The organism is Gillisia hiemivivida (assembly GCF_007997295.1).
GTDB lineage: Bacteria > Bacteroidota > Bacteroidia > Flavobacteriales > Flavobacteriaceae > Gillisia > Gillisia hiemivivida.
Window position 1 is genome coordinate 39,372 of record NZ_VORY01000021.1, and the last position, 19,340, is coordinate 58,711.

The window sequence follows — 19,340 nt, forward strand, 5'->3', positions numbered from 1 at the left end:
ATGCCTAAAACCAATTTCAAGGCAATTATAAGTAAGATCATTGTGTTCTACAGTGTGTTTTATGTGATAATGAAATTAATTGCCATCCTTTTTGATGATGTTTGGGTGCTTCCCAATCTAATTTTAGCTTTACCTTTTTTGCTTTTCGCAATAATTGGAGGTTTGCTTATAAAAAAAGAGAGCTTTTCATGGATCTTCGTTATAACAGGAGTATTGGTGATAAGCGCTATCAGGTATTATGAGGCTGAATGGGTAGTTGCTCTGCACGAGTATTTTACTTAATATATAGAAAACCGCTAATCTTCTTTTAATCAATTTTTAGGTTGTATCTTTGCAGCCGTTTTCCGCTACCACTATTTTTGTAATAGGCGGGAATTCAAAAAGGTATTAGGTTATGAGAACAAAGTCCAGAAGAAAGAATAAGATTAATGTAGTGACACTTGGTTGTAGTAAGAATGTTTACGACAGTGAGGTGTTAATGGGGCAGCTTCTTGCAAACGATAAAGAAGTTGTGCATGAAGAAGAAGGAAATATTGTTGTAATTAATACTTGTGGATTTATAGATAATGCCAAGGAAGAATCTGTAAACACTATTTTGGAATATGTTGCAAAAAAGCAAGAAGGAGAAGTAGATAAGGTTTTTGTAACAGGATGTTTGAGTGAAAGATACAAACCAGATCTTCAGAAGGAAATTCCAGATGTAGATCAATATTTTGGAACCACAGAATTACCAGAATTATTAGCGGCTTTAGAAGCTGACTATAAGCACGAACTTTTAGGAGAGCGTTTAACTACAACCCCCAAAAATTACGCCTATTTAAAGATTGCCGAAGGTTGTGATAGACCTTGCTCTTTTTGTGCAATCCCACTAATGCGTGGAAAACATAAATCTACTCCCATAGAACAATTGGTTAAGGAAGCAAAAGGTTTAGCGGCTAATGGCGTTAAAGAATTGGTGTTGATCGCGCAAGATCTTACATATTATGGTCTGGATATTTATAAGAAAAGAAATCTTGCAGAGTTGTTAGAAAACCTTGTGCAGGTAGAAGGAATAGAATGGATTAGGTTGCATTATGCATTCCCAACAGGTTTCCCAATGGATGTGTTGGATGTGATGAATAGAGAACCTAAGATCTGTAATTATCTAGATATTCCATTGCAACATATTTCTGACGATCTTTTAAAATCTATGAGACGTGGAACAACTCATGAAAAGACCACTAAACTTCTAAAAGATTTCAGAAAAGAGGTTCCAGATATGACTATCAGAACGACTTTGATCGTTGGTTATCCGGGAGAAACGGAAGAGCATTTTCAGGAATTAAAAGAGTGGGTTAAAGAAATGCGTTTTGAGCGTTTGGGTTGTTTTACCTATTCTCATGAAGAAAATACGCATGCCTACAATCTAGAAGATGATGTGCCACAAGAAGTGAAACAACAGCGAGCTAATGAGATCATGGAAATTCAATCTCAAATCTCTTGGGAATTGAATCAGGAGAAAATAGGCCAAACCTTTAAAGTTATCATAGATAGAAAAGACGGGAATCATTTTATTGGTAGAACCGAATTTGATTCACCAGATGTAGATAATGAAGTTCTTATTGATGCTACAGAGATTTACCTGAAAACAGGTGAGTTCTATGATGTTAAGATAAATGAAGCAGCAGACTTTGACCTATACGGAACTCCGGTGAATGCAGATGTTTCTAAGCCCGTTAGGAAAGAATTAAAGATAAGGACATCATAATTAATAGAAGTTTGGTTACAATAGCTTAATCATTGCTTAATTTTTAGTTGACATATATCTTAGATATAACAAGGATATTTGGAATGTCTTAAGAAATTAAGTCAATTTCGTAAAATCTTTAGTTTTTGTCGACTTCGATTTATGAAAAAGCCGTCCCCAAAAGGACGGCTTTTATTTTAAATAACTAATTTTGACTTAAGGGTAACTTCCAAGTAACATTAACTTAACATTGGAGTCGCACATTTGCACCGACAAAAACAAAAAGATAATGAAATTAAAATGGTCCATGTTACTTGTTTTCGGATTGGTGACTTCTTATTTTTCACAAGCGCAAGATATCACAAACAACAAATTTGGTAAAGGTTTGGTAAACGTTGTAGCAAAAGATAGCTCTTTTAGCTTAAAATTTGCAGCGCGCTTTCAATCTTTGTACACAGGAAGCTGGGATTTTGCAAACAACGATAATTTAGAAAATGGAGTAAGCCAATTTTCAATTAGAAGAGCACGATTAAAATTTGAAGGTTTTGCTTATTCTCCAAAAGTAACTTATAAAATAGAGTTAGGATTATCTAACAGAGATATTAGCGGGGCTTCAGAATTTACTAGCAATGCACCAAGATATATTCTAGATGCTGTTTTAAAGTGGAACTTCTATGAGAATTTTGAATTATGGGCTGGGCAAACTAAACTTCCCGGGAACAGAGAGCGAGTTATTTCTTCAGCAAACTTACAAACGGTAGATCGTTCCTTAGTGAACAGCGAATTTAACGTAGATCGGGATATGGGATTCCAATTACACCATTTTACTAATTTTGGTGAAAATGTTATTGTGAGAGAAGCATTGGCAATTTCTCAGGGTGAAGGTAGAAATGTAACTTCAGAAAACCTTGGTGGATTTCAATATACAGGACGAGTAGAAATACTTCCTTTTGGAGATTTCGATGATTATTCCGGAGCAGATCTTGATAGGGAAGAAACTCCTAAATTGGCCTTGGGTGTAAGTTACGATCATAATGTTAATGCGGTAAGAACAAGATCTAATAGTGGAAGCTATATGACCACAGATACCGGTTTTTTTGAAACCGATATAAACACGTTCTTTGTAGATGGAATTTTTAAATATCAAGGATTCTCTGCAATGGCCGAATATGCTAAAAGAACCGCAGATATTCCAGTTGCTTTAAATTCTGATGGTACTCCAACAGGAAGAGTGGTAGAAGTAGGAGATGGTGTTAACGCACAGGCAGGTTATTTATTTAAGAACAATTATGAAATTGTAACTAGATACACGCAGGTTACCTTAGATGAAGCTTTAACCGGAGAAGGGGTAGAGAATCAGTATACTTTAGGACTTTCAAAATATATTGTGGGTCATAAATTAAAAGTTCAAACAGATGTAAGTTGGAACGATTACGAGGACAATGCAGACAATAGCTTATCATATAGATTACAAATAGACATTCATTTTTAAAAATAACTAAACCATGAAAAAAGTATTATTAATTGCAATTTTATCTTTCGCTGTTATTTCTTGCGGAAATAATAAAGGTCAGGATAAAAAAGGAGGAGAGTCTGGAACGATATCTATAGATGGATCTAGTACGGTGTATCCTATTACTGAAGCTGTTGCTGAAGAATTTAGAGCAGTAAAACCTGAAGTAGATGTTACTATTGGAGTTTCTGGAACTGGAGGAGGTTTCCAAAAATTTGGAAGAGGAGAGATCAATATTTCAGATGCTTCAAGACCAATTAAAGCTGAAGAAGCTGCCGTCGCTAAAGAAAACAATATCAATTATGTAGAATTGGAAGTCGCTTACGACGGACTTGCAGTTGTAATTAATCCTGAAAATGATTGGGCTACTTCTTTTACAGTAGAAGAGTTGAAAAAGATCTGGGAGCCGGCAGCACAAGGGAAAATAAAAAAATGGAACCAAATAAACCCAGCTTGGCCAAATGAAGAAATTCATTTATTCGGACCTGGTGTTGCTTCTGGAACTTTCGATTATTTTACTGAAGCTATCGTTGGAAAAAGTGGATCTAGTAGAGGTGATTTTACTGCCAGTGAAGACGATAATGTATTGGTACAAGGAGTTGCAGGTGATAAATACGGATTAGGATTTTTTGGATTGGCTTATTACGAGGCTAATTCAGATAAATTAGCCTTAGCTTCTGTAGATGGCGGAAATGGTCCGGTTAAACCTTCTACTGAAACTGTAAAGAATGGAACTTATACTCCATTATCCAGACCCTTATATATTTATGTAAACAGTTCTTCTCTTAACAATCCTGACGTTGTGGAATTCGTAAGATTTTATTTAGAAGAAGCTGGAGCTTTAGCTAAAGATGTAGGGTATATTGCAATGACAAAAGAAGAATATGCTGCACAAATGGAAAAATTCAATAAGTTTGTGGCGGATAATAAATAAATTAATCTGAAAATAAAGAATTATTTCTAAGAAGACTTAAAGTTCCTAAAAGCTGAATTAACCTGACCAAATATTGGTCGGGTTTCAGTTTCTAATATTGTATGGATATATTTCTATTTCTTTACTTACAAGAATTCAGAACTTTAATAGAGACCTCTTTATTTATTATATAATTTTATAGATGCGAAAAATAAAGGAATTAGTAATAGAAAGAGCCTTGCTATTTAGTGCTCTTATTACTATTGCCGTTACAATTGGAATTATTTTAGTACTCTCTATAGAAGCTTTTAGCTTTTTTAGTGAAGTTTCTATAATAGATTTTCTAACAGACCCGGAATGGACGCCATTATTTACTAATAAACATTTCGGAATTTTATCCCTGCTTTCAGGAACATTATTAACTTCTTTTATTGCAATTGCATTTGCAGTTCCTGTAGGACTTTCTATAAGTATCTATCTTAGTGAATATGCTCCCAAAAGTTTTAGGAGAACTATAAAGCCATTATTAGAATTACTTGCAGCAGTACCAACAGTAGTATATGGTTTCTTTGCGTTAATGGTGGTAACTCCATTTTTGCAATCTTTTATTCCGGGATTATCGAGTTTTAACTCCTTATCTGCAGGATTGGTAATGGGTATTATGATCATTCCATACATCTCTTCTTTAAGTGAGGATGCATTACATGCAGTACCAAATTCTTTGAGGGAAGCAGCCTATGGAATGGGTTCTACAAGATTACAAAATTCTTTTAAGGTTATGGTGCCTGCAGCTTCATCTGGAATTATAGTGTCTATAATATTAGCTATATCCAGAGCAATTGGGGAAACTATGATTGTTGCTATTGCAGCTGGGCAACAACCAAGATTGACATTTGATCCTACAGTACCTGTAGAAACAATTACCGCATATATTGTTCAAGTGAGTTTGGGAGATGTACAACATGATTCTTTAGAGTATAAGACCATTTTTGCAGCAGGAATTACCTTATTTGTGTTCACTTTCTTGTTGAACACTATTAGTTATAGAATTCGTAAAAAATTCCAGGAGAAATATGAATAATATTAGAAAGAACAGGCTGAAGGATCAGGCTTTCAAAATATGGGGAATTTTCTGTACACTATTGGGGCTTGTACTGCTTGCCATTTTTATAGGAAATATATTTGTAGATGGAGTTATGAGAATAGATTGGGAGTTTGTAACGAACCTCCCATCTAGGCATGCTGAAGAATCAGGAATTTATACTGCTTTAATGGGTAGTATTTGGGTATTGTTATTAACTACTTTAATTGCGCTACCTGTTGGGATCGCAGCAGCAATCTATCTGGAGGAGTATTCTAAAAAGAATAAACTGGCTACAATTTTAGAGGTAAATATTTCTAACCTTGCGGGAGTACCTTCCATTATATACGGATTGTTAGGTTTGGAAGTTTTTGTGAGGATTATGGAAATGGGAGCCAGTGTTTTGGCAGGGAGTTTTACCTTGGCCTTATTAATTTTGCCTATTGTAATTGTATCTACCAGAGAAGCTATAAAAGCAGTTCCAAAATCTATTAGAGATGCTTCTTTTGCAATGGGAGCTTCTAAATGGCAAACGGTATATCATCAATTATTACCGGCTTCATTTGGAGGAATTTTAACGGGAATTATATTGGCCTTGTCCAGAGCGGTAGGGGAGACTGCACCATTAATTGTAATTGGAGCCTTGGCATATGTGCCATTTGCACCATCATCCCCAATGGATGAATTCTCGGTATTGCCAATTCAAATATTTAACTGGATTACGCGTCCGCAACATGGGTTTGTAGAAAATGCGGCTGCAGCTATTATAATATTATTGTTGATTACCTTTGTAATGAACGGGATCGCGGTTTATTTCAGAAATAAATGGCAGAAAAAATTTAAATAACAGAAGTGTTATATTATGAGTAAAGAGAAAAAGGAAAGCGTGATAGAAAGTAGCATTAAACGCAAGTATAAATTACAAGCGAAAGATGTTAAGGTGTGGTACGATGATTTTATGGCTATCAAAGGAATCAGCATGGACATAAAACCCAATAAAGTAACTGCTTTTATTGGTCCTTCGGGTTGCGGGAAATCTACTTTTTTAAGATTGTTCAATAGAATGAACGATTATGTGGATGGTTTCAAAATGGATGGTGAAATCAATATAGACGATAAAAACATCAACGATAAGGATATAAATGTGGAATTGCTTAGAAAGCAAGTAGGAATGGTGTTTCAGAAACCTAACCCGTTTCCAAAATCTATCTATGAAAATGTTGCTTACGGACTAAAGATACAAGGTTTAAAGGATAAGAAATTCCTAGAAGAACGCGTGGAAAGTTCTTTAAAAAGGGTCGCTCTTTGGGATGAGGTAAAAGACGATCTCAACAAAAATGCTTTGGCACTCTCAGGTGGTCAACAGCAACGTTTATGTATAGCCAGAACACTGGCGGTAGAGCCTTCAATCATTTTAATGGATGAGCCAACTTCTGCTTTAGACCCTATCTCTACAGCAAAAATTGAAGAGCTTATCTATAAATTAAAAGATAAGTACACCATTGTAATTGTTACGCATAACATGCAACAAGCGAGTAGGATTAGTGATAACACAGCATTTTTCTATTTAGGGGAACTTATAGAATATGATAAGACCAATAAAATTTTCACCAATCCTGAAAAGCAACAAACCGAAAATTACATCACAGGAAGATTCGGATAAACTTAAAAAATTATGTTGAATTTAGAAGATCACAGAGAAATTTTGAATCAGTCCGGGTTGGAAATGTTCCAACTTGTTAGAAAACAATTTATAAAATCTAAAGAAGCTTTTCTTAATCACGATAGCGATCTGGCAGAAGAAGTTTTGCATACAGAGAATAGAGTGAATGGAATGGACCTTAAGTTAGATAGGGAATGCGAGCGTTTTATCGCATTGCATAATCCTGTAGCCAGCGATTTACGTTTTGTTTTGGCCTTAAGAAAGATCAATTTTGATCTGGAGCGTATCGGGGATCACGCTTATGGAATTTCCAGTTATATAGTTGAGTTAGATACTCCTGTTAATAAGGAAGTATTGGATAAGTTGGAATTTGAAGAAATGTACAAGGCAGCCTTATCTATGCTAGATGATATCAGGGATGCCTACCAATCAGGAAATGCTAAAAAGGCTAGGAAAGTGTTTAAAAAGGATAAGATCCTCAATAAGATCAACCTAAACTCTTTTAGCGTTATTTCTGAAGAGGTTCAAAAAGATCCAAAGTTGATAGATCAATATTTATTGCTTTTTTCTGTGATAAAGAAAATTGAAAGGGTAGGAGATCTGATCACTAATATTGGTGAAGAGATTATTTTTTATCTTGAAGCTGAAGTATTGAAGCATAGAAAGAAAAAAGGCCCATCTAAGCCAAGTAAATAAAAGTTTGAATAAATCTTTTAAGATTCAGTAAGGCACTTGACTATCTCGTCACCCTGAACTTGTTTCAGGGTCTTCTTCCGACTTACTGGGATGCTGAATCAATTTCAGCATGACAAAAAACTGAAATGCAGCTTGTTAAAAGTGATATTTGACAAAAAAGCGGAGAATCAAATAAATGTTTATAAATACTTAGAATGCAGCCCTAAGTAATGCTTGGTGGCTGCTTTTTTATTTTTGATCAGTTCCATATCGCATATCAATTGTTTTCTAGAATATTTTTCGGGTTGAAAAGTTGAAGTTTCTGAATCTTGCAATTCTTCAAATTGATCCAAACAAACTAAGACTCTGGAGATTCCTAAGAGTATAAAATTAATGAATTGCTTTATATTATTTTTGGGATAAGTAGTTGCATGGGCATAAACCACTACAAAATTTAACTCTTCTATAAAAGCTGTTCTTAGCTTATGGATATCTTGCGCACAAGTGGCTAAAGTTTGAATTTCTTGCTGTACATCTTCCCAAACATCAAAAATGTCATTACCCATTTGCATTAATCCGCCTGCCTGATAAATCAACTTTTCTTCAGCAGCATCTAAAGGATGTTTCATACAAAGCCTATAAAATAAAAATGAATTTCCTCCCTTCAAAAAAGTAAGCTCTTTGATTTTATCTTCTGAAATTTCTTTTCCCTGTTGAAAGATACTTTCCTTTTCCGTTTGAAATACTTCGAAAGCTTTTTGCTTCAATTTTTCAGGCTTTGAAGCTTTATTAAGTCCTTTTTGGTATAGTTGAAGTCCTAATGCTTCAAAACTATTTTTAGGTATCAAGGAGTCTGGAGTCAAAATAAATTTTTCCAAATGACTCCATTCTTTTATAGGATCATCAAATAGATCATCTAAAAGACCAGAGATCCCTCCTAGATAGGTCATTGTATACCTTTCGGGATCTAATAATGTTTTGCCTCGCAGCGTGCCGAATGCTGCACCTAAAAAGCCGGGAACTCCTAAAGCATAATAGTTAGTGATCTTTTTAAGATCGGCTTTAGAGATACTTCCATCATTGGTCTCCTCAAAAGAGCTAAGAAGTGGTAGGAGATTTTGTTTTATAAAGCGTTTTTGCTTCTTTGCATTTTTATAGAAAAAAAATGCAACTGAAGGAAGTTTTAAAATCCCAACCGTTGCATTTAAAAATGAATTTCGATTATTTTTCATTCAAAAGAATTGGTTTCCCAAATTCAAGTTTTTCTAATTTTTCTAATTGTGTTTCAGCATCGCCCACAATAAGATAATACATTTTAAAAGGGTTTACATATTCCCCGGCTAATGATTTTAAGTCTTCCAAACTCATCCCTTTTACAATAACTTCTTGTTGTTTTATAAAATCGTCCTTATAATTAAAGTTTGCAATATCACTTAGCATATTTAGTTTTGCTCCTAGAGTTTCAAATTTTCTAGCATTGCTTTTAATCATAAAACTCTGAGTGATATCTAAGTCATCTGGTTCCAGGCTTACCGGATAATTAATTAAGATATCCTTTATCAAATCTACAGCCTCATAAGTGATGTTTGTGCGAACACCGCTGGAGATCTCAAAAGGACCTTTTATATTTCCGCCATTAAATCTGGAACGAATTCCGTAGGTGTAGCCTTTTCCTTCTCGTAATTCCTGTGTGAGCTGTGAGGCAAAACTTCCTCCCCCAAGACGATAATTCATCACTTCTGCTTTATAGAAATCCTCATCTGTAGCTTTTAAGGCTGGAGTTCCAATTTTAATAATAGACTGCTTTGCTCCCGGTACATTATAAAAATAAACTTTTGATGCTTCCGGGGCTTTTGGCTCAGAAAATTCAGGGATCTTTACAGTAACAGGTTTCCAATTCGCTGAAATAGCTTTTAAAGACTCCTTAGCCATTTTTTGGTCTAGATCTCCCACAGCCATATATTTAGCTCTCATTGGAGAGAGATTGTTTTTATAATAGGCTTTAAGATCTTCTAAGGCAATCGCCTCCACAGATTTTGAAGTTCCTAAAATATTCTTGGAAAGGATATGATCTTTACCATAGATCAGTTTTTTAAATTCTATTTCAGCTATACTGTTAGGATTTGCCTGCTGCTGTTGTAACTGACTAAGAACTTGCTGTTTTGCTAATTTAAATTCGGCTTCATCCCATCTTGGTTCCAATAGAATTTCTTCTACTAGTTTCATTGTTTCCTCAAAATTGCGAGTCAAGCTGCTTCCGGAAAGAACGATTTTTTCATCCTCTGCATTTACGTAGATATTAGAGCCTAGTAATTCTATAGCTTCTTCCAACTCTTGCGGAGTCTTATTTGCTGTTCCTTTGGTTAGTAACTTAGCCAATAAGTTAGAAACCCCGGTCTTATTTGGTTTTTCCAACAACAACCCGCCTTCCATTTCTAAACTGAATTGAACAATTGGTACTTCTCTAGAAGTAATTCCTGAAACGCTCAAGCCAGATGGTAAATTGAATTTCCATATTTCAGGAACTACAATTTCCGGATTTCCCCAGTAAGGAGGTTCGGTACTTCTATCAAAACTACTCGGTGTTTTTTCATAGGAAATATTACTAGTGGAATCAAATTCTTCTTCGGCTCCTTCAACGATCTTCTCTTCAACAACTGTTGCTGGTATTGCATTCTCTAAAGCGAGCTCTTTCTGCCCTTTCGGCACAAAACTGGTAGCAACATATGGCTTCCCTTTAATATATTTATTATACACCCGTTTAACATCTTCTGCAGAAACCTTTAAGATCTTCTCCACATTTTTATTGATCTCATTGGGATCATTTGCGAAGATCTGATATTGTGCCAATTGAAAACCTTTCCCTAAAACACTGGAAATACTATTATAAAAATCTGTTTCTTGTCCGGCTTTAATTCTTTTTAGATCTTTTTCTGAAATCCCATTCTTCTCGAACTCTTTAAAAGTTTCATCGATAGCCTTTTGAACTTCATCCAGATCTTTTCCGTCATAGGCTCTTACCTGAAGCATTAATTGTCCAGCAAGTTCAGAGGTATAATCGAACATATTCACCCTATCTGTAAGCTCTTTTTCTACTACCAACTTTTTATAAAGAGGCGCATTTTTGCCATCTGCCAGATATTTAGATAAGATCTCAAGAGCATAAGAATCCTCATGATACGAATATTGAGAAGGCCAGGTAAGAGTTAGTTCGGGAAGATTTGCAAAATTATCTTCATAATAAAGACTTTTGGTCTCTTTTAAATTAGCCGGTCTTTTTTCTTGTCTAGCGATATCGGTTCCTGCAGGAATCTCATCAAAATATTTATGAACCCATTCTTTGGCTTGCTCCTTATCAAAGTTCCCTGCAATAGTTAAGGTTACATTATTTGGAACATACCATTTATTATAAAAATCTTTTACATCCTGTAAGGTTGCATTTTGCAAATCTTCTAGAGAGCCAATCACTTGCCAGTGATAAGGATGATCTTTGGGATAAAGGTTTTGGTCTATTACTGCAAAAGTATGGCCGTAAGGTCTATTATCTACTCCTTGTCTTTTTTCATTTTTCACTACTTGCTTTTCCTTAGCTAATACTGGTTCAGTCACCGTGTTGATAAAATAGCCTAATTTATCTGCTTCTGCCCAGATCATTTTTTCAAGCGCATCGCTGGGAACAGTCTGGAAATAGTTCGTTCTGTCCCTGCTTGTAGATCCATTAGCGCCAGAGCCACCAATACGTGCGCTCATTTTATCGAGTCCGCCTTTCCCAAGGTTTTCAGATTCTAAAAATAATAGGTGCTCAAAAAGGTGCGCAAAGCCTGTTCTGCCTTCTAGTTCCCGTGCAGAACCAACATGGCTGGTAAGTGCTACAGCAACCACAGGATCTGACTTGTCTTGATGCAGGATCACTCGCAAGCCATTTTGTAAAGTAAAAGTCTCAAAATCCACATTGATTCCGGTCCCTTTTTCTTGAGCTATTATTGAAATAGGAATCGCTAAGAAAAGGAGTAATAGTGCTGAAAAAGTAGTCTTCATATTTTTATTTCTAAGTTTATTTTAATTTTCTTATCCTTTTTATGTTGTAAAAGTATTTTGTCACCTTGAGACCTGTGATAAAAAAAATTATCTAGCGTAGGATATCGACGTATGAGAGATGCTGAAACGAGTTCAGCATGACGGCAGTTAAAATAGTATCGTCACCCTGTTCCGAGAGCTATCGGAATGGTTTCAGGGTCTCTTATTCTGAGGCAACTTAGAAAATACGTCAATTGTAATTTATTTTAGGGTCTAAATTTATTGTATTTATTTATTATTCATCGAGATTCTGAAACTCCGGAAGCGTCGGGAAAGAATGACGTCATTTATCCTTTTGTGATACTTTACGGACAATCAATTAAATTTTTAATCTATAAGTATCATTGTTTACAAAGAACACTGCATTCACAAAAAACAATTTTCCGTTCTCCCAGAAAGCTCTAAACAAAGGATTATCTACCATATAAATAATGCTTCCATTACCTATTTGTTCCTCCCCGAAGATCATGGAATTCTTCATATTTTTTGTGGCTTCGCTTCCTGCAAAACCAGAGACAACCTCTGGAGAATCCTCCAAATAAGCGATATTATATCCTTCAGATAAATAGCTGTAACTATCACTGCTTAATTTTAAACTGAAATAAGAATCTCCGTATCCAAATGCCATTGGGTGTGTTTTGTCTAAAGTAGTTTTTATAATACTCCCTGTTATTAGGTCTTTAATACTTTCTCGTTCCCGAGTAGCATAAGGAATTAGATTTGCGGTTGCAGTAGTATCTTTTTTAGTTTCAGGTTTATTCTCTTTTAAGTTGAAGCCTTCCTTACCGGAGAAACTACCGACTGCATCTCCAATTGCAATAACTTTTCCACCCTCCTTAATCCAGGATTTAAGATTTTTTAAAGCCTCCTCATTCAATAGACTATTATACCCTCCTGAAGGCATCACTAATACATCGATAAGAGAAAAATCTATATTCTTAAAATAGTCGGTATCAATTGGGGTGATAGGGTAGTGTAGATCTTTTTCAAAAAAGTGCCAAATCTCACCAAAGTTTAACGAGGAAACTCCCTCTCCCCTAAGCACACCTACTCTTGGTTGGTTAATTATTTTTATTTCTGAAGAACCAAAATCAGGTCCGCTTTTAGAAAAACCGGAGGTAGCTGCCGTAAGTTGTCGTCCATGCTCATTGGCGATTTGGATTACTTTAGTATTGAAGTCTTTAAGAGTTCTATTATCACTTTTAGTAATTATAAGACTTCCAGGATTGAATATCTGACCCTCATTTTCAAACTCCAGCGTACTATATCTTAGCTTAATTCCTTCTTTCAGTAAAGCTGCCAGAAAACGTGCGTCCTCCATGCTATCCCATTTGGAGATATAACCGCTTGCATTAGAAGTAGTATTAACTATAGAAGTGGTCGAAGCAGCTTGAGTACTGTTTAATAATTTATTACTCGCTACTGCTTCAAGTCCGTAGGCGTAGGGTAAACTCCAGGCAGTAATGTCGTAAGTCAAGGAGTCACTTAACTTGGTGTTAGGCTCGAATAATACTTTAACCATTTTTCCTTTTGGCTGATTGGTATTTATAACCAAAGTATTCTCGTTGGTATTAAAATCTGCTTGCTTATTCTGAGAGTAATTAAAACCTTTTATTTTTCCTGAATTGGTTGAGCCATATTTTATTTCATGAAGATCGAGCAGGGATTTTAAAGCTTCAATTTTATCTGGGCTACCATTTAACGCATAACTTTTATAGGATAACTGATCATTTTGAAAGAACTTATTGAATTCAGAATTTAATTTTTCAACATTTTCCGAAGCGATCTCTACGGTAGATAATCCTGTAGTAAAATGGTGCGCTACACGGTCTACAAGAGTTAACTCGTAACCTTCAGTAGTTTGAATTCCAAGCCCTGCTTGTCCGCCACCTGCTTGCTCGTAAGTCATTCCAATTGAGCCCATATAAGTTGGGTAGGTATCTCCATAACTGGGATATAAAAGATCGAATCGTTCTTTGGTGAAATAAAGCCAACCCTTTTCATCGAAATATTTTGCATGATTTTTACCTATTTCAGCTTGGAAATCGCGTTGAAATGGAGTGATTATTTCATGAAAAGGCTCTGCTGCCGGAGCAAAATAATATGGATCGTTGATGCTTTGCTCATGAAAATCTACATGAATATGAGGTAGCCACTTGTTATATATTTTTAATCTGGCTTTAGTCTCTATCTGTGTAGCCCAAGCCCAATCTCTATTAAGATCAAAAAGATAATGATTTGGTCTTCCTCCAGGCCAAGGTTCATGGTGCTCTGCCGCCAAAGGAGACGCATTATAAGGAGTTGCTTTTACCTGATTGTACCAGTTGGCATAACGGTCTCTCCCATCAGGATTAATACAAGGATCCATAATTACCACCGTATTTTTAAGCCATTCTTTTTTATTGGTTACCAATTCATACAAGGTTTGCATAGCAGCTTCAGTACTGGAAGCTTCATTTCCATGGACATTATAGCTTAACCATACAATTGCTTTATCTGCTTGATTTCCGGAGTTATTGGTGTTTACTCCTGCATTGCTTAGATGATTCTTTCTAATTTCATCAATATTCTTTAAATTTTCTTCTGAAGAAATTGTCGCATACGTAAGTTGCCTATTCTCATTGGTTTTTCCGTAAGTACTATATTCAACTAAATTGGAATTTTCTGCAACATGCTCAAAATAATTCACCACATCTGCGTGTCGTGTAAATTGAGTTCCAATTTCGTAACCTAGAAACTGTTCAGGAGATTGAAGATTTTGTGAGATTAAGGTAGAAGTAATTAAACAATTGAGGAGGAGGAATAAGATCGATTTTTTCATGTAGATAAGCGAATATTGAAATTTGAGTAGTAAAGATAGCATACAGGCCGGAATTAACTATAATTTAGGGTGTAAAATACTTATCTTCGATATCTTTACCGCTTAAAATTTATTTATGCCTGCAGACTGTCTTTCCTATCGTGAAACAAATTATTACTCTAGTCTTATTTCAGATTATCTGGACCAAAAAGAGGAGCTAAAGGGGTTCTATCATAGATTTCCAAGTATAGAGAATTTTGAGGCTCAGATTAAGGATAAAAAAGAGCTTTTTTCAGCTGATAAGCGCGAGTTGTTGGTGAGAGTTTTGGAGCAACAATATTCCGAAATTGAAAAAGGAGAAGAGGTTTCAGCCAATATAAAAGCGCTATCAAACGAAAATACTTTTACAGTTACCACAGGGCATCAATTAAATCTCTTTACCGGCCCACTGTATTTTTTATATAAAATTGTTTCTACTATAAATTTAGCTTCAGCATTAAAAAAAGAATACCCTAAAAATGATTTTGTGCCTGTGTATTGGATGGCTACAGAAGATCATGATTTTGAGGAGATAAATTATTTCATTTTGAATGGTAAAAAATTCAAGTGGAACAGCCAACAAAAACAAGCTGGAGAAGATGCGGTTGGAGATTTAAATACAGAAGGCTTAGAAGAAGTTTTTAATCTTTTTTCAGCAGAAATAGGAGGAGGGAAGAATGCCGAAGATCTTAAAGATTTATTTAAGTCGGCTTATTTAGAGCATTCGAATTTAACCGATGCAACACGCTATCTCGCACATCAACTTTTTAAAGAATACGGACTGGTAATTCTTGATGCTCAAAATAAAGAATTAAAGGCTGAATTTATCCCGTATGTAGAAAAGGAGTTATTTGAAAAGGTGTCCCATACTACTACGATTTCTGTAGCAGAAAAGCTGGAGCAACTTGATTATGGAATACAGGTGAACCCGAGGGAGATCAACTTGTTTTATTTAAATGATGGTTTGCGTGAGCGAATTATAGAGAAGGAAGGCTCATTCTATGTAAACGGAACAGAAATTTCTTGGAGTAAAGACGAAATGCAAAAGGAAATTCAAGATTTCCCAGAACGCTTTAGTCCCAATGTGATGCTTCGGCCACTTTATCAAGAAGTGATCTTACCCAATCTTTGCTATATAGGTGGAGGAGGAGAGTTGGCATATTGGTTTGAACTAAAGGAAATGTTTGAAGAATTAAAGGTGCCTTTTCCAATTTTATTACTTCGGAATTCAGCCTTGATAGAAACAAGCAAACAAAATAAAAAACGCGGTAAATTAGATATTTCTCAATCAGAATTATTTCTGAAGCAGCACGAACTTATCAATAGAAAAGTGAGGAAAATATCCAATATAGATATCGATTTTTCTCCGCAGAAGGAACATCTGGTAAAGCAATTTCAGCAACTATATGAATTGGCAGAAAAAACTGATCCTACATTTCTAGGTGCTGTAAAAGCTCAAGAAGTAAAACAATTGAAAGGCTTGGAGCATCTGGAAAATAGATTGCTTCTGGCACAAAAAAGAAAACTGAAGGATGAGGTTTCAAGAATTGCAGCACTGCAAAACGAGCTTTTTCCGAATAAGAGATTACAAGAACGGCAAACTAATTTTTCTGAAATGTATCTGGAATTTGGACAAGTTTTAATTCCTACATTAATTGAGAATTTAGACCCCTTAAAATTAAAATTTAAAATACTGACTTTTGGAGAAAAATAAAATGCACAGCATAGATATGGATTTGGTGGAAATGACGCTAGACGTGATGAAATACACCATAGACCGTATATCGAATGTAACTCCGGAATTGGGTGCTCCAAAAAAGGAAGAAGAGTTGTTTGCAATGGTTGGCGAAACCATCACTCCAAATGGTATTGGAGGAGAAACAGCTTTTAAGCTTTTTAAGGACGTTTTAGTAAAGGCAACGGTGCCTATAGATCACCCAAGACACTTGGCTTTTGTGCCTGCAGCGCCAACCAGAGCAGCAATTATGTTCGATCTGGTAACCTCTGCTTCCAGTATTCATGGTGCTTATTGGATGGAAGGTGCAGGTGGAATTTTTTGTGAAAATCAGGCGATGAAGTGGTTGGTTTCCTTAACAGGCTTGCCTAAAGATGCATTTGGGGTTTTTACCAGTGGAGGTACAGCCGCAAATTTATCGGCATTAGTTGCTGCAAGGGAAGGTTGGAGAAGTAGAGATGAAAAGCATAAAGCTGTAAAAGGGCTTTTATTGACGTCTGATGGTGCACATAGTTCTATTCAGGCAATGGCAAAGGTGATGGATGCAGACCTGGAAATGGTTTTATGCAATGGAGAAAATCTTACCGGCGCTGAATTAAGCAAAACTATAGCTAATTTAAGCAAAGAAGATCGGGAAAGACTATTTGCAGTTGTTGCTACCGGTGGAACAACAAATGCAGGAATAATTGATCAATTGGACACTATCGCTGATGTTTGTGAAAAAGAAAACGTTTGGTTTCATGTAGATTGTGCTTATGGCGGGGGTGCTTTAGCTGCTCCATCGGTAAGACATTTATTCAATGGAATTGAGAAAGCAGATAGCATTACTATAGATCCTCATAAATGGCTTTTTTCACCTTATGATTGTGGGGCGGTGATTTATAGGGATATGGAATTAGCTAAGAATGCACATTCACAAAAAGGTTCTTATCTGGAGATCTTTAAAGATGATGGTGCGCACGGATTCAATCCAGCAGATTATCAAATTCAGCTAACCAGAAGATTACGGGGAATGCCATTATGGTTTTCCTTAGCGATGCATGGAACTGAAAAATACAGAGATTCTATAGAACGCGGAATTGAACTTGCTAAGATTGCTGCAAATAAAATCAAGGAGAGAGATTATTTGGAATTGGTTAGGCCTGCGAGTTTATCTGTGGTGCTATATAGAAGAATAGGCTGGAATCCAAATCAATACCGAGATTGGACCTATAAGAACCATAGAGAAGGAATTGCTTTGGTAACTCCAACTAAATGGAAAACAAATGGGGAGGATGAAACCATTTCCAGATTTTGCTTTATAAATCCGGATACTACAGAAGCGGATATAGATTTGATTTTGGATACGATGAGGTAGAATTTAATTTTTATCTGAATAAAATGACCTTTTTACAGGCTCAGGGTGACAAGCTCACTTGATTGTCATTCCGACTTAGGAGGAATCTCTTATAAACTAAAATCTTGCTTCGTTGAGATCCTTCCTGCGTCAGGATGACAAGAAACAAAAAAAAGCCTGAAAGATAACTTTCAGGCTTTTTTAGTTGAATTCAGTAAAAATTACTTAGAAGAAGTTTCTGCTCCTTTATCTACTGCAGGACGTTCTGCTCTATTGGCAATTTCCCATGCTGTTAAGAATACTAAACGAGCACGTTTTTCTAAAAGATCGTATCTAATTTTATCTGGAGTATCTGTCATTTTATGATAATCGGCATGAACACCATTGAAATAGAAGATAATTGGAATATCGTTTTTAGCGAAGTTGTAATGATCACTTCTGTAATAAAAACGGTTGGGATCGTTCTCATCGTTATAAGTATAATCCAAGTCTAATTTGGTGTACTTGGCATTTACTGCTTCACTTAATTCATGAAGTTCTGTGCTTAACTTGTCACTACCTATAAGATACACGTAGTTGTCGTTCTTTTTGTGAGCCTCATCTGTTCTACCAATCATGTCGATATTAAGATTAGCAACAGTTTGAGAAAGAGCAAAAACAGGATTGTCTGTATAATACTTAGATCCTATAAGTCCTTTTTCTTCACCAGTTACATTCAAGAATAAAATAGAACGCTTTGGGGTGAATCCATCTTTTCTGGCTTTTGTAAAGGCTTCTGCAATTTCTAAGATTGCAACGGTTCCAGAACCATCATCATCTGCTCCGTTAAAAACATTCCCTTCATCATCCATTCCCACATGGTCATAATGAGAAGAGATCACTAAAATTTCATTTGGCATTTCACTTCCAGGAATGTAAGCTAATACATTTTCAGAATCTTTTACATCTCCTCTAAACATAGAAGAAGGAACTTCTTGATAATAATCGTCTCCACCAATTGGAGAAATTATTTCTAAAGATTTGTATTCTTTTTTAAGGTATTCTGCAGCTTTCTTTTGACCTGGCTCTCCAGTTTCACGACCTTCAAAATCGTCACCTGCAAAAATATATAAATGCTCCTTTAATTCTTTAGAAGTTATGCTCTCTGCATAATCCATAGGGTTAATATCTTCAATCTGTTTAGATTGATGAGCACCACAACTAACTAGAACTACAGTAAGGGCGCTAAAAAGTACTTTTTTCATAAGGGTATAATAATTTAATAAGTGCGGCAATATAAGAGATTTACTAGGATTTTACAGATTAGGAGCTATAAATATATCTTAATTCCTGTGATGTGGTTCATTTTGATTGAGATCACTATTTGATTGATGTTTAGCTTGTTTGATGTCTTATGATTATTGAAATCAAAAAAAATCAAAAAAAGCTTCGGTATTTTTTAATTTTTCAAAAAAAGCTCATTATATTTGCACCCGCAATCAAGGAATACTTGATGAGACACACTGGAGAATTGGCAGAGTGGTCGAATGCGGCAGTCTTGAAAACTGTTGAGGGTTACACCTCCGGGGGTTCGAATCCCTCATTCTCCGCAAAAGGAAACCCGCAACGAAAGTTGCGGGTTTTTTGTTTTAAAAAAAACGCCCAAGCTTTTTCAGGGATCAAGTCCAAAAGTTGTGGGATTTTGAGATTATGCAAAAATTGTTGTAAGTCTATAGAGGAAGAAATCTATGTTTCTAACCCCTCTAAACTGCGCCCTAAAAGCTTTAATTTTTGCGTTGAATG

Annotated in this window: 14 protein-coding genes and 1 tRNA gene; 11 read left to right on the forward strand and 4 right to left on the reverse strand. The window is 35.6% G+C overall.

Going from position 1 to position 19,340, the window contains the following annotated elements:
• From ES724_RS13895 to phoU, 8 genes are all read left to right on the forward strand, one after another.
• The gene (locus ES724_RS13895) at window positions 1-282 is read left to right on the forward strand and encodes a hypothetical protein (RefSeq protein ID WP_146933898.1); all 282 of its coding nucleotides are present in this window, start codon (window positions 1-3) and stop codon (window positions 280-282) included.
• A 112-nt stretch (window positions 283-394) separates the two neighbouring features.
• Complete coding sequence (gene rimO / locus ES724_RS13900) at window positions 395-1,747, forward strand: 30S ribosomal protein S12 methylthiotransferase RimO (RefSeq protein ID WP_026839295.1); 1,353 nt, start codon at window positions 395-397, stop codon at window positions 1,745-1,747.
• A gap of 268 nt (window positions 1,748-2,015) precedes the next feature.
• Window positions 2,016-3,218, forward strand: coding sequence for a porin (locus tag ES724_RS13905; protein WP_170249903.1), 1,203 nt, complete (start codon window positions 2,016-2,018; stop codon window positions 3,216-3,218).
• Between the two features lie 13 nt (window positions 3,219-3,231).
• Window positions 3,232-4,173: a PstS family phosphate ABC transporter substrate-binding protein gene (locus ES724_RS13910; protein WP_146933900.1), complete on the forward strand. Its 942-nt coding sequence runs from the start codon at window positions 3,232-3,234 to the stop codon at window positions 4,171-4,173.
• A gap of 181 nt (window positions 4,174-4,354) precedes the next feature.
• Window positions 4,355-5,233, forward strand: a complete 879-nt coding sequence (gene pstC, locus ES724_RS13915) for a phosphate ABC transporter permease subunit PstC (RefSeq protein WP_146933902.1) — start codon at window positions 4,355-4,357, stop codon at window positions 5,231-5,233.
• Window positions 5,226-6,080, forward strand: a complete 855-nt coding sequence (pstA, locus tag ES724_RS13920; RefSeq protein WP_146933904.1) for a phosphate ABC transporter permease PstA — start codon at window positions 5,226-5,228, stop codon at window positions 6,078-6,080. Before pstC ends, pstA begins: the two co-directional genes overlap by 8 nt.
• Window positions 6,081-6,095: 15 nt before the next feature.
• Window positions 6,096-6,896: a phosphate ABC transporter ATP-binding protein PstB gene (gene pstB, locus ES724_RS13925; protein ID WP_146933906.1), complete on the forward strand. Its 801-nt coding sequence runs from the start codon at window positions 6,096-6,098 to the stop codon at window positions 6,894-6,896.
• A 12-nt stretch (window positions 6,897-6,908) separates the two neighbouring features.
• Complete coding sequence (gene phoU, locus ES724_RS13930; RefSeq protein WP_146933908.1) at window positions 6,909-7,592, forward strand: phosphate signaling complex protein PhoU; 684 nt, start codon at window positions 6,909-6,911, stop codon at window positions 7,590-7,592.
• Window positions 7,593-7,771: 179 nt separating this feature from the next.
• Here the strand turns inward: phoU and ES724_RS13935 are convergent, their stop codons facing one another.
• From ES724_RS13935 to ES724_RS13945, 3 genes are all read right to left on the reverse strand, one after another.
• Complete coding sequence (locus tag ES724_RS13935) at window positions 7,772-8,803, reverse strand: type 2 periplasmic-binding domain-containing protein (protein WP_146933910.1); 1,032 nt, start codon at window positions 8,801-8,803, stop codon at window positions 7,772-7,774.
• Window positions 8,793-11,609, reverse strand: a complete 2,817-nt coding sequence (locus tag ES724_RS13940) for a M16 family metallopeptidase (RefSeq protein ID WP_146933912.1) — start codon at window positions 11,607-11,609, stop codon at window positions 8,793-8,795. The genes ES724_RS13935 and ES724_RS13940 overlap by 11 nt, the downstream gene beginning before the upstream one ends.
• Before the next feature lie 358 nt (window positions 11,610-11,967).
• Window positions 11,968-14,469: a M14 family metallopeptidase gene (locus tag ES724_RS13945; protein ID WP_146933914.1), complete on the reverse strand. Its 2,502-nt coding sequence runs from the start codon at window positions 14,467-14,469 to the stop codon at window positions 11,968-11,970.
• A gap of 115 nt (window positions 14,470-14,584) precedes the next feature.
• Between ES724_RS13945 and bshC the strand changes: the two genes are divergently transcribed.
• On the forward strand, window positions 14,585-16,201 hold the full coding sequence (gene bshC / locus ES724_RS13950; protein ID WP_146933916.1) for a bacillithiol biosynthesis cysteine-adding enzyme BshC: 1,617 nt from the start codon (window positions 14,585-14,587) through the stop codon (window positions 16,199-16,201).
• Between the two features lies 1 nt (window position 16,202).
• Entirely contained in the window at window positions 16,203-17,579 is a 1,377-nt protein-coding gene (locus ES724_RS13955) for a pyridoxal phosphate-dependent decarboxylase family protein (protein ID WP_146933924.1), read from the forward strand.
• A 200-nt stretch (window positions 17,580-17,779) separates the two neighbouring features.
• Here the strand turns inward: ES724_RS13955 and ES724_RS13960 are convergent, their stop codons facing one another.
• The gene (locus ES724_RS13960; RefSeq protein WP_146933918.1) at window positions 17,780-18,802 is read right to left on the reverse strand and encodes a M28 family metallopeptidase; all 1,023 of its coding nucleotides are present in this window, start codon (window positions 18,800-18,802) and stop codon (window positions 17,780-17,782) included.
• A gap of 260 nt (window positions 18,803-19,062) precedes the next feature.
• On the opposite strand from ES724_RS13960, the gene ES724_RS13965 reads away from it, so the two are divergent.
• Window positions 19,063-19,147: transfer RNA gene (locus tag ES724_RS13965), tRNA-Ser, on the forward strand.
• The last annotated feature ends 193 nt before the right edge of the window (window positions 19,148-19,340 follow it).